This is a genomic window from Kluyvera intermedia, from assembly GCF_034424175.1.
Lineage (GTDB): Bacteria > Pseudomonadota > Gammaproteobacteria > Enterobacterales > Enterobacteriaceae > Kluyvera > Kluyvera intermedia.
The window spans coordinates 3,144,602-3,159,640 of sequence record NZ_CP139986.1 but is presented as its reverse complement, the minus strand read 5'-3'; the positions used below and the strand labels follow the sequence as shown (position 1 = coordinate 3,159,640).

The window sequence follows — 15,039 nt, the reverse complement described above, 5'->3', positions numbered from 1 at the left end:
TCATAACAATTAGCGGTGACGCTGACGGTAGTCGGTCAGGCTTTTCACCAACTGCATTTCCTGCTCACACCACGGCTTGCCTTCTGGCGTCAAAACGTCATGGAACCAGAGTGACTGCGGAGCGGGGTGATCCTTGTTAACGCTGGTCCATGGGATCCAGGTCTGTGTTTTGCCCTTAACCAGGCCCCACTGGTAGCAACCGGTATCAAAGGCGCTAAATAGCGGGAGCTGCTCGCTGAATCCACAATCCATATGGCGGGCCAACCATTCGGTACACAGCACCGGGCGATTACGCTGGATTAGATTCTCCAGAACGCCTAACTGGCGGGCGGCGGTGTTGTAATTGTGGTAGCTAATAATGTCGGAAAGTTCGAGCGCGGCGACGTCGATAGGGTGCTCCAGCGTGCCGTATTGCTGGTGGTCGATATGCCAGGCACCGACGGTCAACGGCTGGCTTACGCCCACCTCTCGCGCCCAGCCAAAGGTGGCAATCATCAGCTCCAGCACGAAGGACTCGAGCGCTTCGTCATATTCCATGGATTCTGTCGGAGACAGGTTGATTCCGCGGTTGCCCGGCTCGTTGTAGAGATCCCAGATGCTAATACGCGAATCGTCTTTAAAGCGGGTCATCACGTCGCGGACGTAGGCTTCAACGCGCGGCCACTCGGCCGGGTTCATGACGATGGCCCGGCCTGGGCTAGCTGCTGCCTGGCTATTGTGTACACCATCGCGCGGTGGTTTTTGCGGTCCAAGATAAGGTTCATCGCCGGAAAAACCGCAATCGTCCATCAGCGTTAACATGACCTGAATCTGGTGTTTTTCCGCCAGCGTCAGGAAGGTATTAATGCGCGCCAGCAGACCCTCCCGGTCAGCTTCCCAGACGATAAACGGCAAATTGGTGCGCAGGGCGTTGTAGCCGTACTCATGCGCCCAGCCCAACTCTTCGTCGATGGTGGCGACGTCGAATGTTTCCGCCTGCCACATTTCCGTCCAGTTTACGGCGCTACGCGGTAAATAGTTAAAGCCGCAAGCCCAGCCGTGTTGTTGATACCAGTCCTGCGCCTGCGCTTTGCTCCACTGTGAGTGCATCTCTTGTCTCCGTTGCTAATAATTATTAGCTAATATTTATTATCTACTGAGAGATACGCAATCCTGATGCAGTGAATATGCAGGGTTGTTCACAAAAAAAACGTGGGATATCTGTGCTATAGTCGGCGGCGACAAGGAGCAAACATGCCGAAAAAAAATAAGATAACGATGAGTGATATCGCCAGGGAAGCCGGTGTTTCTCAGGCGACGGTCTCTCTGGTGCTGAATAATAGCCGTGCCATTCGTCTTAGCGATGCAACGCGCGAGCGGGTCTATGCCGCTGCGACTGCGCTCGGTTACCAGAAAATCATCGTGCCTCACCGCCCGGAAGGGCAGGAAGAGATCGCCTTGTTGCTCGGCGGTATGCCGAATTATGACCCTTTTACCGACGCCATTAGCGAAGCCAGCAGTACCGCCTGGCAGCGAGACATGCTGCTGAGCGTTTACGATTACGGCGATGACATGCAGCTGGCAGAGCAGATCCTGCGCCAGCTTGAAAGACGCCAGTGCGCGGGCGTTATTCTGGCAAGCCCGGTTACCCGTGCGTTTGATTTCTCCGCGTTTGAGCCTTTGCTGAAAAAGCCGGTGGTGTTGCTAAACCAGTACGATCCCAATCGACCGCTACTGCCGACCTTCCTGCCGGATGACCGGGCTAACGCTTGCCAGATAGTGAATCATCTGCTCGCGCAAGGCGTGACGCGTATTGCTCATATCATGGGTGATGAGTGGATGGATGCCAGCGTGCTGCGTCTGGAAGGCTATCGACAAACGCTCGCCCATGCGGGAATTACCGTTGATGAGGCGCTGATTAAACAGACCGATTGGTCTTTGGATGCGACGTTTAATGCCACGCTTGAATTAATGCGCCTGCCGCAGCCGCCGCAGGCCATTTTCTGCGCCAGCGATTGGATGACGCTTGGCTGCTATCAGGCGCTGGCAACGCTGAATATTTCGATTCCGCAACAGGTGTTGGTGTGCGGCTATGATGACCAGCGGATTGCGCATCAGTTAACGCCTGCGCTCACCAGCGTACAGCTGGCTTATAACGAACTGGGGCGGATGGCGGTGAGTTACTTATGCGATGGTGACGATGTCTCGGCGCATATCAGGATGGTCGGGAAATTGCAGGTGCGTGGCAGCAGCCAACACACCTGAAGAGATTACGTCACCGGGATCATCACCACGTCGCGGAAGGCCGGACGATCGGCCAACTGCTGATACCAGCGGGCCAGATGTGGGCGTGGCTGCCAGGTTTTGACCGTTTCCAGCAGGTTATAAACAAACGGCGCAGCCGCAATATCTCCCACGCCGAATTGCTCTTCGGAAAGCCAGGTCTGTTGCGCCAGGGTGTTATCGAGAATTTCCAGTAGCGGTTCGCAGGCAACAATTGCCGCTTCAATCTCGGCCATGTTGCGTTTTTCTGCCGGCGTTCTTACCAGCCCAATCAGAATTTTACGGTGGGTGGGGGAGAGCGTTTCATTAGCCCAGTCCATCCATTTCTCGCTTTTTGCGCGCTGAATGGGGCTCGCCTGCCACAGCGTGTCTGCACCATATTGCGCCGCCAGATAGCGCACGATGGAGTTCGATTCCCACAGTACGTCATCGCCGTCTTTGAGCATCGGTACCAGACCGTTGGGGTTCAGTGCCAAATAGTCTGCATCGTGATTCACACCAAATCCCTGACCCGCCATAATCTGCTCATAAGGCAGCCCAAGTTCTGCTAGCGTCCAGCGTACCTTTTTCACATTCGTTGAGTTATTGCGTCCCCACAGCGTAACCATAGCCACTCCAGTTTTATTAGCGGAGATTAAATGTGAGCGAAACTTAACAATTACGCAATCACTGTCAAAAAAAATGTCAGGTTTTAGGCACAAGATAAGGATCTTGCGTAAACTTAAAAAACTTTACCAACTCACTGTTTCTTTGAGAGAGTTTCTACGCTATTACTCACCGCCTGATGCAGTACGGTTACTGTAGTGGCGTGTTTTTGGGAATGGATACTTGGGTGGTCTTTATGATGTGTAATGCTAACGCCTTTCGGAGCCTTTTAGCGGGCTCAGCGCTTTTACTCGTGGTTGCACCTACGGTGCAGGCGGCGGAACAACTCCCTGACGCTCCAGCGATTGAAGCGCGGGCATTTATTTTAATGGATTATGCCAGCGGCAAGGTACTGGCTGAAGGCAACGCCGACGAGAAACTCGACCCGGCAAGTCTGACAAAAATCATGACCAGCTATGTCGTCGGCCAGGCGTTGAAAGCGGGAAAAATTAAGCTGCCTGATATGGTTACCATCGGGCGCGATGCCTGGGCAACCGGCAACCCGGCACTGCGTGGCTCATCGGTGATGTTCCTGAAGCCTGGCGAGCAGGTCTCGGTTGAGAACCTCAATAAAGGGGTGATTATTCAGTCCGGTAATGATGCCAGCATCGCGATTGCAGATTACGTTGCCGGTAGCCAGGATTCCTTCGTTAGCCTGATGAACGGCTACGCGCAGAAAATTGGCCTGACTAACACCACTTTCAAAACCGTTCACGGTCTGGATGCGCCAGGGCAGTTCAGCACCGCGCGTGACATGGCATTGCTGACCAAAGCGATGATCCATGATGTTCCGGAAGAGTACGCGGTACATAAAGAGAAAGAATTCACCTTCAACAACATTCGCCAGCCAAACCGCAACCGTCTGCTGTGGAGTTCTAACCTGAATGTTGACGGCGTGAAAACCGGCACCACGGCGGGAGCGGGCTATAACCTGGTGTCGTCGGCAACGCAGGGTGATATGCGCCTGATTGCGGTCGTGCTGGGCACCAAAAGCGACCGGGTGCGTTTTAACGAGTCGGAAAAATTGCTGACCTGGGGCTTCCGTTTCTATGAAACCGTGACCCCGATCAAACCGGATGCCACCTTTATCAGCCAACGCGTGTGGTACGGTGATTCCAGCGAAGTGAAGCTGGGCGCCGGGGAAGCGGGTTCGGTGACGATCCCGAAAGGGCAGTTGAAGAATCTGAAGGCCAGCTACACCTTAACCCAGCCGCAGCTCACCGCGCCGCTGACCAAAGGACAGGTGGTCGGTACTATCGACTTTAAACTGAACGACAAAACCATCGAACAGCGCCCGCTTATCGTGATGGAAGCGGTCGAAGAGGGCGGGTTCGTGAGCCGTATGATGGACTTCGTGCTGATGAAGTTCCACCAGTGGTTCGGCAGCTGGTTCTCGTAATCGCTTAATACAGCAGTGAAATTTGCTGCTGTTTGGCCAGTGCCACCAGCTCGTCATCCGGGCAGGTGTCGCTGGCGATCACATCAAAACGTGTTAAATCACCCATGCGGGCCGGGCGCACTTTGCCAAATTTACTGTGATCGGCCACCAACACGTGGTAGCGCGACTGGCGCATTGCCCAGTGCTTCACCGGCAGTTCCTCAAGATTAAAGCAGGTTGCCCCCATCTCAATATCGATACCCGCTGCGGAATAGTAAGCAATGTCCGGGCACAGGTGTGAGAGCGTATCCTGCTCACTGATCGGTTTGAAAATAGCATTGCTGGCGTGGAATTCGCCGCCGCACAAAATCGGTCGGCAGTGGGGTTTTTCTTGCAGCGCGAGGAAAGTATTGAGCGAATAGCAGACTGCGGTGAAGGGCAGCTCGTTATCAATCGCATCGATAATCCATGGCGTGGTGGTTCCGCAGTCAAAGAACGCCATCTGATGTGCTTTTAACAGCTTCGCCGCGTGCCGCGCTGCTAGCTTCTTTTCATCCACCAGACGCGTTTTCTGATCGCTTAACAAATAGTGAGGAACGCTGCGCGGCTCCAGCACCACGTAGCCGCCCAGCAACACAACGGGTCCGCTTTCGCTGTTAAGATCGCGACGAATCGTCATTTCGGAAACGCCGAGCAGCGCCGCCGCTTCTTTCAAATGCAGCTTATCGCTACGTTTTAGTGCCTGGATCAGTTGACCCATTCGCTCGTCGCGTCGTGTTTCCATAGTGCCTCTAGCCGAAATGCCCCAGAGAGGATTCCGGGGTCAACATGGTATTTTACCTGCGAGCGCGGGGCTAGTCACGCACCCAGCCCTTGCGAATTGGCACAGAGAAAACCAGACGGTGAATTTGTTGCAGTCGCGGATAAACGGGAGCACCGATAAATTGCCACAGCAATTGCGCCACCATGCAGCCCACCAGACCACACAGGAAACCGCCGAGCATATCCATCGGCCAGTGTACGCCCAGATAGACACGAGACCAGGCGATGGCGATACCGACAGCCATCAGCGCCAGGCCGGACCATACGCGATGCCAGAACAGGAAAGCCAGGGCGAAGGTGAATATCACCGTGCCGTGATCGCTTGGGAACGAATTATCCGCCGCATGATGCAGGAAGTTGTAGCCGATATTCGCCGCAAAGGGGCGTTCATGGGGGTATAGCTGACCCATCGTCCAGGAAATAGTCAGGCTCACGGCGATAGCCAGCGCGACTTTAACCACCAGATGACGCTGAGCGTGAACCTGTCGGCGTTCACCCCATAACCACATGGCCGCCGCCAACAGCGGAACAATGAGAATCAGATCTTTGGCAATAAAAGTCGCCAGAGAAATTTGCCACTGCGCTGAGGCTGGGGTGGCGTTGATAAGCAAAAACAGCGTGTTATTGAGATTTTCCAGCATAACGTCCCGGCTTCAAAGATGAAGGTTTTATGACAGTCACCTTAAAAAACCAATCCTGGACGGTAAAGCGGTATTGTCTGAATCCTGTTACCGGCGTACAAGTGTCTGGAAATTAAGGCGGCGCAATAATTGGCGTTGAGTATAACGCGCGTAACCTTAAACGAATCTTAACAACATCAATTTGTGCGAAATCGTAAAGCTGCGTGATAATTAACTATCACCACTACCGTGCATTGATTAAACTTGCGCGTTTTTATTATGGATGCGAGATAAATGGATACTTCCTCTTCTTCCCGGAAACGCTTGGGGCGCAAAGCGATTCTATTCCCGCTTTGCCTCGTGCTGTATGAGTTTTCCACCTATATCGCCAACGATATGATTCAGCCGGGGATGCTCGCGGTCGTTAAAGAATTTAATGCCGGTGACGAGTGGGTTCCGACCTCGATGACCGCGTATCTGGCGGGCGGCATGTTCCTGCAATGGCTGCTAGGGCCGCTGTCGGATCGTATCGGGCGTCGCCCGGTAATGCTGACCGGTGTTATCTGGTTTATCGTGACGTGCCTTGCCACGCTGATGGTGCAAAATATTGAGCAGTTTACCTTCCTGCGTTTTTTACAGGGGGTGAGCCTGTGCTTTATCGGTGCGGTGGGTTACGCAGCGATTCAGGAGTCGTTCGATGAGGCGACCTGTATCAAAATAACGGCGCTAATGGCAAACGTGGCGCTGATTGCTCCGCTGTTAGGGCCATTGGTTGGGGCCGCGTGGATCCATCTCGCCCGCTGGGAAAGTATGTTTGTCCTGTTTGCGGTGCTGGCAGCGATTGCTTACGTTGGGTTGTTTAAGGCGATGCCTGAAACGGCGACCCGTCTTGGCGAAAAGCTGTCATTAAAGACGCTGGGGCAAGACTACCGTGAAGTGCTGAAAAACGGGCGCTTTGTTGCCGGTGCACTGGCGACGGGATTTGTCAGCCTGCCGCTACTGGCGTGGATTGCCCAATCGCCGGTGATTATTATTAGCGGTGAAAATGCCAGCAGCTATGAATATGGTTTGTTGCAGGTGCCCATTTTTGGCGCTTTGATTCTCGGTAACCTGGTGCTGGCACGACTGACCTCCCGCCGTACGGTACGCGCGCTGATTATCGCCGGTGGTTACCCGATTATGTTTGGCCTGATCCTCGCGGCGGCGGCCACGGTGGTGTCATCACATGCTTATTTGTGGATGACCGCAGGGTTAAGTTTCTACGCCTTTGGTATTGGCCTTGCCAACGCCGGGCTGGTGCGTTTGACGCTGTTTGCCAGTGATATGAGTAAAGGGACGGTTTCCGCCGCCATGGGGATGTTGCAGATGCTGATCTTTACCGTGGGTATTGAACTTAGCAAACATAGCTATCAGATGGGCGGTATTGGCTTGTTTAGCCTGTTTAATCTGGCGGGCGGCGTGCTGTGGCTGGTGCTGATGGTGATGTTCCTGCGGGATAAAACGGTTGGCAGCGGCTTACAGCCGGAATAAGCGGAAGTTCCCGGCGGCACTGCGCTTGGCCGGGCTACAAAACGATATCGACCGGTAGCCCGGCCAAGCGCAGCGCCGCCGGGACCACCGGGTTCAGGCAAACGGCGCTTCGCCCTTCAACGCCTTATCAATCATCTCCAGCACGCCTTCTTCATTATTATGCGGCGCATGATAACCGGCGACGGCTTTCACCGCGTCGGCAGCGTTAGCCATCGCAAAGCCGTATCCGGCCTGTTTCACCATCTCAATATCATTGCCGCTGTCGCCAAAGGCCACGACTTCATCATCATTCACTCCCCAGCGTTCCTGCAATAAACGCAGACCGTTGGCCTTGTGAACGCCTGGAATAATCAGGTCGATACTGCCATGACCGGTGGTGACCGCAGTGAGCAAATGACCGAGTTTCGCATCCAGCGTCGCCTGCATTTCTGGCACTTTTTCGTCTGGAATATTCAACGCGAATTTCAAAATGGTGTCATTAATATTGTCGAAATTGTCCACCAGTTCCATGCGATGGTAGTAATGCACAGCGATATCGTGGAAGCGCTGATCGTAGCTTTTCAGCGTATAGGCGCTGGCTTTGCCGCAGGCAATAATCTCAATCTCCGGGCGGGTTTGCAGGAAATCAACAATTTGATGAAAGTGTTCGCGTGGCATCGAACAGTTATAGACATCTTCGCCCGCATCTCGCACCCAGCCGCCGTTTTCCGCCACGAATGCAATCTCCTCGACTATCTCCGGGAAGAAAGAAGCAAGCTGGTAATACTGGTTACCGCTGGCGACCACAAAGTGGATCTGCTGTGCTTTCATCTGTGCGTATTGCTGACGAAAGCGCTCGCGGTTATAGGTCTTTTTATCGTTCAGGAATGTGCCGTCCATGTCGACAGCGATCAGTTTAACGCCCATCAGTGACTCTCCATTACAACGCGGGGCTCGGGTTTGGCCACCGCTTTCGCCACCAGAGCGGCAATCAGAACCAGCGCCAGTACGGCAAGCATTGCGCTACGCAGGCCGTAATGTTCGCCGAGGAAGCCGAGCAGCGGGGGGCCTACGAGGAATGCCAGATAGCCGGTTGTTGCGACCACGCTGACGCGGGTAGGCGCATCCGGGCCGGTATCGCTGGCGGCAGAAATGGTCAGCGGGAAACCAAGCGATGCGCCAAGACCCCACAGGATAACCGACACCCCAGCAACCCACGGGCTGTCGACAAAGATAATTAAGGCAATGCCTAATGCGCCCATTAGCGCACTGGCGCGAACCACGGTGACGCGGCTATAGCGATCAATAAACCAGCCGCCAGTGAAGCGTCCGACGGTCATGCCCAGCGTGAAGCCTGCGTAAATCAGCGAGCCTGATGTTGGGCTGAAACCGTGGCCGTCAACCATCAGCAGCGGCAGCCAGTCATTGGCGGAACCCTCCGCAAAGGCCATCGCCAGTACTACCACGCCAATCAGCATTAGCTGCATGTCGCGCCAGAACGGCACGCCTTTTTCCTGGTGGTGTGCGTCTTCCGCTTCGTTACGACCGGTTCCATCCGGAATGGCTTTGATAGCGATGAAAATTGGGGCAATACCCACTAATCCCGCGACCATAATGTGCCACACGGCAGGTAAACCGAAGGCCGTGACCGCCATACCGACGCCTGCGCCGACCAGCGTTCCTAAGCTATAGAAGCCGTGCATCATCGGCAGGACGGTTTTTTTCATCTCGCGCTCAACGGCTGCGCCTTCAACGTTAATCGCCACTTCGGCCGAACCGAAGCTAGCACCGAATATCGCCAGCCCTATCGCAAAGACCCATGCAGAACTGAGATGCAGCGCCAGGCTCAGAATCATCATCCCGAAGATAGCGCACGACATGGTGGTGCGGATAACCGTGCGGGTACCGAATCGTTTCACAAAAAAGGCGGAACAAAGGATGCCGCTCATCGAACCAATCGACAGGCCAAACAGGACGATACCCATTTCAGCCGTGGATACAGACAAAATATCGCGGATCGCAGGCGTACGTGTGGCCCAGGAAGCCATTAATAAACCGGGTAAAAAGAAGAACATGAAGAGTGCCCACATCCGCAGTTGCAGGGCTTTACGGGAGGTTAACGTTGTCATCCATTCGCATCGGGTCGGAAAGTATGCAGACAACACTAACAAGCTTGTGTACATTTGTACATAATTTGAAAGAGGATAATTATGGCTCGCCGACCGAACGATCCGCAGCGCCGGGAACGAATCATTGATGCGACAATTGAGACGATCGCTATCCATGGAATTGGCGCGGTAACGCATCGTAAAATTGCCAGCTGTGCCGATGTACCGTTAGGTTCAATGACCTATTATTTTGACGGTATCGAAGCGTTATTGGGCGAGGCGTTCAGCACCTTTACCGCCCGCATGTCGCAAGAGTACGCGGACTTTTTTATTGGCGTGACGACCAAAGACGATGCCTGTGACGCGGTGGCAAAACTTATTTTCAGCAGCCAGGTGACAACGCCGAAAAATATGACGCTGATGTATCAGCTTTATGCCCTTGCCAGCAGCACGCCTTCGCTTAAGGCGGTTATGCAAAACTGGATGCACCGCAGCCAGCAGACGCTGGAGCAGTGGTTTGATCCAAGCACCGCCCGTGCGCTGGATGCGTTTATTGAAGGGATGACGCTGCATTTTGTCACCGACCGCCAGCCGCTGACGCATGAGGAGATTCGAAAAATGGTGGGTCGGATAGCGGGGGAGTGCTGAAAATAACCTGTTGTTTTAATTCATACTGAAATTCAGGCAACAAAAAACCCATCAACCTTGAACCAAAGATGGCGGGGTTGATGGGCTCCACAAAATGGGGACATCAAAGAAAAGCAGTGGCACTAATTAAGACTCGCGCCTGACTGAAAAGTTCTGCGTTGCGCAAAAATAATTTTCTTTTCTTTGTTTGCCCCAAAGCCAGCGCTAGCCGCCTATTCCCGGCCAGATGATGATAATCAGCGTACCGGCGAGCGTTAACAATACGTTAGCGATGGCATAGGTTCCCGCGTAGCCGAGCGCTGGGATGTTGCTGCGCGCGGTATCGCTGATGATTTCCATTGCCGGGGCACAGGTACGGGCACCCATAATGGCGCCAAACAGCAGCGCGCGGTTCATGCGCAGTACGTAAGCGCCGAACAGGAAACAAATCACTACCGGCACCAGGCTTACGAACAGTCCAGCGACCAGCATTTGTCCGCCGACTACGCCAAGACCGTTACCAATGCCGCTGCCCGCGCTTAAGCCGACGCCTGCCATAAAGACCATCAGGCCAAATTCTTTCACCATATTCAGCGCACCCTGCGGGATGTAGCCAAACGTTGGATGGTTGGCACGCAGGAATCCCAGCATGATACCGGCGAACAGCAAGCCTGCCGCGTTACCAATGCCGAAATTAAAGTTGCTGAACTGGAAGGTGATCATGCCGATCATCAGGCCGACGATAAAGAAGGCGCAGAAGGCCAGCAGGTCGGTGACCTGACTGTGGATTGAGACGAAGCCGATACGGTCAGCGACGGTTTTCACGCGGCGGGCGTCACCGCTCACCTGTAATACGTCACCTTTGTTTAGCACGATGTTGTCGTCAATCGGCATCTCAATCTGGCTGCGAATTACGCGGTTTAAGAAGCAGCCGTGGTCGGTCAGCTTCAACTGCGCCAGGCGGCGACCAACGGCATTGTGGTTCTTGACCACAATCTCTTCGGTGACGATGCGCATATCCAGCAGGTCGCGGTCGAACACCTCTTTACCGTTACGGAAGCTGGGGTCGAGACGTGCATGCGCATCAGGGTAGCCCACCAGTGAAATTTCATCGCCCATTTGCAGCACTGCGTCGCCGTCAGGGTTGGCGAGAATACCGTTACGGCGAATACGCTCGATGTAGCAACCGGTCTGGCGATAGATGCCCAGCTCGCGCAGATTTTTACCGTCGGCCCAGGCGACCAGTTCAGGGCCGACGCGGTAGGCACGGATAACCGGCAGGTAGACTTTACGGTTAGTATCGGTATCCAGACCACGTTCGCGCGCAATTTGCTGGGCGCTGGTTTGCAGATCCTGATGCTGGAATTTAGGTAGGTAACGGGCGGCGACAATCAGGCTGACCAGACCAATCAGGTAGGTTAGTGCGTAGCCGAGGCTTAAGTGATCTTGTGCCTGCGCCAGCAGGCTGGCTTCCATTCCGGAATGTCGTAGCGTGTCGCCCGCACCAACCAGCACCGGCGTGGATGTCATTGAACCAGCGAGCAGACCGGCCGTCAGGCCGATGTCCCAGCCAAACAGCTTACCCAGACCCAGGGCGATCAGCAGAGCGCTGCCGACCATGACCAGGCCAAGCATCAGATAATTCTTGCCGTCGCGAAAGAAAATAGAAAAAAAGTTGGGGCCAGCTTCTACGCCGACGCAAAAAATAAACAGCATAAATCCGAGGTTTAGTGCCTCAGTGTTAATACTGAAGTGTTGTTGCCCTAATAAGAGCGAAACCACTAAAACGCCAATGGAATTACCAAGTTGGATGGAGCCCAGGCGCAATTTGCCAAGACAAAGCCCCAGCGCTAATACCACGAATAATAACAGGATGTAATTCCCGTTTAACAAATCTGCGACGTTTATATTCACGGAGTCTAACTTATTGTTTACCAGTAACGTGTTGAAAGGAATGGTTATTTGGTCTACTGTTGACCAAGGGTTATGGCAGGAGTGCTGCTATCCTGTACCCGAAGAATAACCAGAAAATAGCGGTCGGTAGTTTAATCGTTCCTGACTGCTACGGCTAGCAACAATCGCTTTTAGCACAGAACTGTTTTGGCATGGAAGGCCAGTGACTTTATCTGACTGAGCGTCCAAATGGACGAAGTCTGGATTTTGATAGAGATAATTTTCAGGAGAAGCGTGTGAAAACTGAACGCGGTTGGGCAGGTATAATTTGCTGCTTTATATTATTTATAGTGGTTTTTTGTTCACTGGTGATGCAGGTGAAGGGGGCTTTTCGCACTTCAGGAAATCCTGAATTGGGGCTATTGTTCTTTATCATCCCAGGCGTTGTTTCAAGCTTTATCTCTTCACGCCGTCGGGTGCTGCGTCCCCTGTTGGGCGCTATTCTGGCCGCGCCGCTGTGCCTGTTACTGACACGTCTTTTTCTCAGTAGCGATCGTTCATTGTGGCAGGAGCTGGCTTGGTTGTTCAGCGCCGTGTTCTGGTGTGCGCTCGGTGCGTTGTGTTTTCTGTTTGTCAGTTCACTGCTACACGATAAGCGTCGGGAAGGAAAACGCCCGCTGTAGGAGCGGGCGCTGGAATCACTATCAGGCAAACAGGCCGAGATTCTCTTTTGCCCAGGCTTCAAAGTCTGTGCATCCGCCAATGTGCTGCTGGTCGACAAAAATCTGTGGCACGGTTTCTACCGGTTTACCCACTGTTTTTTCTAAATCAGCCTTACTGATCCCTTCTGCATGAATATCCACGTAACGGTAGTTAAAGTCGTCACGTTCTTGAGTCAGTTTCTCCGCCAGCTCTTTTGCGCGAACACAGTAAGGGCATCCAGGACGACCAAAAATAACAGCAAACATAATGTCTCTCCTTAAACGAGCGGAATAATCAATGTGCCTCTCGGCGAATGACACCTATGATGCCGTGCCTGAGCCGGAAGAGAAAGAAGGTTCTGCCTGTTGTTACGATTCATTCAGGCTATGTTTGGTTAAATATTTTTTGTGAGCATGCCGTTATACTCGTCGATAACGACATAAAGATGCGGAAACGGATCGCAGGAGAAGAAGCATGCGTTCGCTTGGAGCACTACCGAAAAGCGTTTTAATTCTTGAGGGGATCGGCATGGTGGTGCTGGCGACGGCATGGCTGTCGCTCAATCAGTACATCACCTTGCCAGCCCCCTTTGCCAGCCAACTGGCCGCGGTGGTGATGATCTTCGTCGGTATTGCGCTGATGCTGCCCGCTGCGGGTGCGCTCTTCTGGGGTATCGCCCGTGCTGTTGCGCCGCAGCTTATGAATCCGAATCCGCCGCAAAAAAAGGAAAAAAAAGATGACACCGACCATTGAGGTTCTGCTAAACCATCGCTCTATTCGCCAGTTCACCGGCGAGCCGATAACCGACGACCAGCGTCATGCAATTATCGCCAGCGCACAGGCGACCTCGAGTTCCAGCTTTTTACAATGCACCTCGATTATTCGTGTGACCGATAAGAATATGCGCGCGCAGTTGGTTGAGTTGACCGGTGGACAAGCTCACGTCGGCCAGGCGGCTGAATTCTGGGTATTCTGCGCGGACTTTAATCGCCTCTTACAGATTTGCCCGGATGCGCAACTGGGGCTGGCGGAACAGCTTTTGCTTGGCGTGGTCGACACCTCGTTGATGGCGCAAAACGCACTCACCGCAGCGGAATCGCTGGGGCTTGGCGGCGTCTATATCGGTGGCCTGCGTAACAATATCCAGTCGGTGACCGATCTGCTGAAGCTGCCAAAACACGTGCTGCCATTGTTTGGGCTGTGCCTCGGTTGGCCTGCCAGTCAGCCGGATCTGAAACCGCGTCTGCCTGCCACGCTGCTGGTGCATGAAAATCACTACCAGCCGCTGGACAAGGCCGAGCTGGACAAATATGACGAACAGTTGGCGCAGTATTATCTGTCGCGCAGCACCAATGCGCGCCGGGATACCTGGAGCGACCATATACGCCGTACGCTGATTAAAGAAAATCGGCCCTTTATTCTGGATTATCTGCACCAGCAGGGCTGGGCCACGCGCTAATCGGTAAAGCAGAAATCTGTGGTCGGGCGCATGCATCAGGCCTGCCTTGCGCAGTATGATATGTCGGCTTTTTTGAGGTCTTTTGGAGAGGTAAAGGGTGAAAATTGCCATTTTGTCCCGGGATGGAACGCTCTATTCATGCAAACGTCTACGCGAGGCGGCTAAACGTCGCGGCCATATTATTGAAGTGCTCGACCCGCTTTCTTGTTATATGAACATTAATCCATCGGCGTCGTCTATCCACTATAAAGGGCAAAAACTGCCGCATTATGATGCGGTCATCCCGCGTATTGGCTCGGCGATTACCTATTATGGTATGGCGGCGCTGCGCCAGTTTGAAATGCTGGGCAGCTACCCATTAAACGAGTCGGTGGCGATTACCCGCGCGCGCGACAAGCTGCGTTCCTTACAGCTGCTGGCGCGGCAGGGCATTGATTTACCGGTTACCGGTATTGCCCACTCACCGGATGATACCAGCGACCTTATTGATATGGTCGGCGGCGCGCCGCTGGTGGTGAAACTGGTAGAAGGTACGCAGGGGATTGGCGTCGTACTGGCTGAAACCCGGCAGGCCGCAGAGAGCGTGGTGGATGCGTTTCGCGGTTTAAATGCGCATATTCTGGTGCAGGAATACATCCAGGAAGCCAAAGGCCGCGATATCCGTTGTCTGGTGGTCGGCGATGAAGTCGTGGCCGCCATTGAACGACGCGCAAAAGAAGGCGATTTCCGCTCGAATCTGCATCGCGGCGGCGTGGCGACGGTGGCCGATATCACGCCCGCTGAGCGCGAGATTGCCGTTAAAGCGGCGCAAACGCTGGGGCTTGATGTGGCGGGGGTGGATCTGTTGCGCGCTAAACGCGGGCCGTTGGTGATGGAAGTTAACGCTTCGCCGGGGCTGGAAGGGGTGGAGTCCACCACTGGCGTTGATGTCGCGGGTAAGATGATCGAATGGATCGAGCGTCAGGCGCATCCTGGTTTTTGCCTGAAAATGGGGGGATAGCCCGGCTATCGTGG

General features: G+C 53.9%; 16 protein-coding genes. 8 read left to right on the top strand and 8 right to left on the bottom strand.

Annotation, left to right across the window (positions count from 1 at the left end):
* Nucleotides 1-9 precede the first annotated feature (9 nt).
* A complete protein-coding gene (locus tag U0026_RS15290) occupies nucleotides 10-1,089 on the bottom strand; it encodes a glycoside hydrolase 5 family protein (RefSeq protein ID WP_062775005.1) in 1,080 nt (359 codons plus the stop codon).
* Between the two features lie 144 nt (nucleotides 1,090-1,233).
* On the opposite strand from U0026_RS15290, the gene U0026_RS15285 reads away from it, so the two are divergent.
* Nucleotides 1,234-2,244, top strand: coding sequence for a LacI family DNA-binding transcriptional regulator (locus tag U0026_RS15285; RefSeq protein ID WP_062775007.1), 1,011 nt, complete (start codon nucleotides 1,234-1,236; stop codon nucleotides 2,242-2,244).
* Between the two features lie 5 nt (nucleotides 2,245-2,249).
* Here the strand turns inward: U0026_RS15285 and U0026_RS15280 are convergent, their stop codons facing one another.
* A complete protein-coding gene (locus U0026_RS15280) occupies nucleotides 2,250-2,870 on the bottom strand; it encodes a glutathione S-transferase family protein (protein ID WP_062775009.1) in 621 nt (206 codons plus the stop codon).
* Nucleotides 2,871-3,103: 233 nt separating this feature from the next.
* Here U0026_RS15280 and dacC point away from each other — a divergent pair, with 233 nt between their 5' ends.
* Nucleotides 3,104-4,306, top strand: coding sequence for a serine-type D-Ala-D-Ala carboxypeptidase (gene dacC / locus U0026_RS15275; RefSeq protein WP_062775078.1), 1,203 nt, complete (start codon nucleotides 3,104-3,106; stop codon nucleotides 4,304-4,306).
* Nucleotides 4,307-4,310: 4 nt separating this feature from the next.
* Here dacC and deoR read toward each other — a convergent pair whose 3' ends face one another.
* On the bottom strand, nucleotides 4,311-5,069 hold the full coding sequence (deoR, locus tag U0026_RS15270) for a DNA-binding transcriptional repressor DeoR (protein ID WP_062775011.1): 759 nt from the start codon (nucleotides 5,067-5,069) through the stop codon (nucleotides 4,311-4,313).
* A gap of 70 nt (nucleotides 5,070-5,139) precedes the next feature.
* Nucleotides 5,140-5,748, bottom strand: a complete 609-nt coding sequence (gene ybjG / locus U0026_RS15265) for an undecaprenyl-diphosphate phosphatase (RefSeq protein WP_062775012.1) — start codon at nucleotides 5,746-5,748, stop codon at nucleotides 5,140-5,142.
* A gap of 273 nt (nucleotides 5,749-6,021) precedes the next feature.
* Here ybjG and U0026_RS15260 point away from each other — a divergent pair, with 273 nt between their 5' ends.
* The gene (locus U0026_RS15260; RefSeq protein WP_062775014.1) at nucleotides 6,022-7,257 is read left to right on the top strand and encodes an MFS transporter; all 1,236 of its coding nucleotides are present in this window, start codon (nucleotides 6,022-6,024) and stop codon (nucleotides 7,255-7,257) included.
* Between the two features lie 93 nt (nucleotides 7,258-7,350).
* Here the strand turns inward: U0026_RS15260 and U0026_RS15255 are convergent, their stop codons facing one another.
* Together U0026_RS15255 and U0026_RS15250 are read right to left on the bottom strand one after the other, a co-directional pair.
* Nucleotides 7,351-8,163 carry a Cof-type HAD-IIB family hydrolase gene (locus U0026_RS15255; RefSeq protein ID WP_062775016.1) on the bottom strand — a complete coding sequence of 271 codons (813 nt, stop codon included), beginning with the start codon at nucleotides 8,161-8,163 and terminating at the stop codon, nucleotides 7,351-7,353.
* The gene (locus tag U0026_RS15250) at nucleotides 8,163-9,365 is read right to left on the bottom strand and encodes an MFS transporter (protein WP_062775017.1); all 1,203 of its coding nucleotides are present in this window, start codon (nucleotides 9,363-9,365) and stop codon (nucleotides 8,163-8,165) included. The genes U0026_RS15255 and U0026_RS15250 overlap by 1 nt, the downstream gene beginning before the upstream one ends.
* An 81-nt stretch (nucleotides 9,366-9,446) precedes the next feature.
* Between U0026_RS15250 and U0026_RS15245 the strand changes: the two genes are divergently transcribed.
* Complete coding sequence (locus U0026_RS15245; protein WP_062775019.1) at nucleotides 9,447-9,992, top strand: TetR/AcrR family transcriptional regulator; 546 nt, start codon at nucleotides 9,447-9,449, stop codon at nucleotides 9,990-9,992.
* Nucleotides 9,993-10,196: 204 nt separating this feature from the next.
* On the opposite strand, the gene U0026_RS15240 is transcribed toward U0026_RS15245, so the two are convergent.
* Nucleotides 10,197-11,885, bottom strand: a complete 1,689-nt coding sequence (locus U0026_RS15240) for an aspartate:alanine antiporter (protein WP_062775020.1) — start codon at nucleotides 11,883-11,885, stop codon at nucleotides 10,197-10,199.
* 275 nt (nucleotides 11,886-12,160) lie between these two features.
* Between U0026_RS15240 and U0026_RS15235 the strand changes: the two genes are divergently transcribed.
* A complete protein-coding gene (locus tag U0026_RS15235) occupies nucleotides 12,161-12,547 on the top strand; it encodes an inner membrane protein YbjM (RefSeq protein ID WP_062775022.1) in 387 nt (128 codons plus the stop codon).
* Between the two features lie 21 nt (nucleotides 12,548-12,568).
* On the opposite strand, the gene U0026_RS15230 is transcribed toward U0026_RS15235, so the two are convergent.
* Nucleotides 12,569-12,832 (bottom strand): GrxA family glutaredoxin, encoded by a 264-nt coding sequence (locus U0026_RS15230; RefSeq protein ID WP_062775024.1) that lies wholly within the window; start codon nucleotides 12,830-12,832, stop codon nucleotides 12,569-12,571.
* 208 nt (nucleotides 12,833-13,040) lie between these two features.
* On the opposite strand from U0026_RS15230, the gene U0026_RS15225 reads away from it, so the two are divergent.
* The 3 genes from U0026_RS15225 (at nucleotide 13,041) to rimK (ending at nucleotide 15,025) form a co-directional block, all read left to right on the top strand.
* Nucleotides 13,041-13,319 carry a YbjC family protein gene (locus U0026_RS15225; protein WP_062775025.1) on the top strand — a complete coding sequence of 93 codons (279 nt, stop codon included), beginning with the start codon at nucleotides 13,041-13,043 and terminating at the stop codon, nucleotides 13,317-13,319.
* Nucleotides 13,303-14,025 carry an oxygen-insensitive NADPH nitroreductase gene (gene nfsA / locus U0026_RS15220; RefSeq protein WP_062775027.1) on the top strand — a complete coding sequence of 241 codons (723 nt, stop codon included), beginning with the start codon at nucleotides 13,303-13,305 and terminating at the stop codon, nucleotides 14,023-14,025. Before U0026_RS15225 ends, nfsA begins: the two co-directional genes overlap by 17 nt.
* Nucleotides 14,026-14,122: 97 nt before the next feature.
* Complete coding sequence (gene rimK / locus U0026_RS15215) at nucleotides 14,123-15,025, top strand: 30S ribosomal protein S6--L-glutamate ligase (RefSeq protein ID WP_062775028.1); 903 nt, start codon at nucleotides 14,123-14,125, stop codon at nucleotides 15,023-15,025.
* Nucleotides 15,026-15,039: the final 14 nt, after the last annotated feature.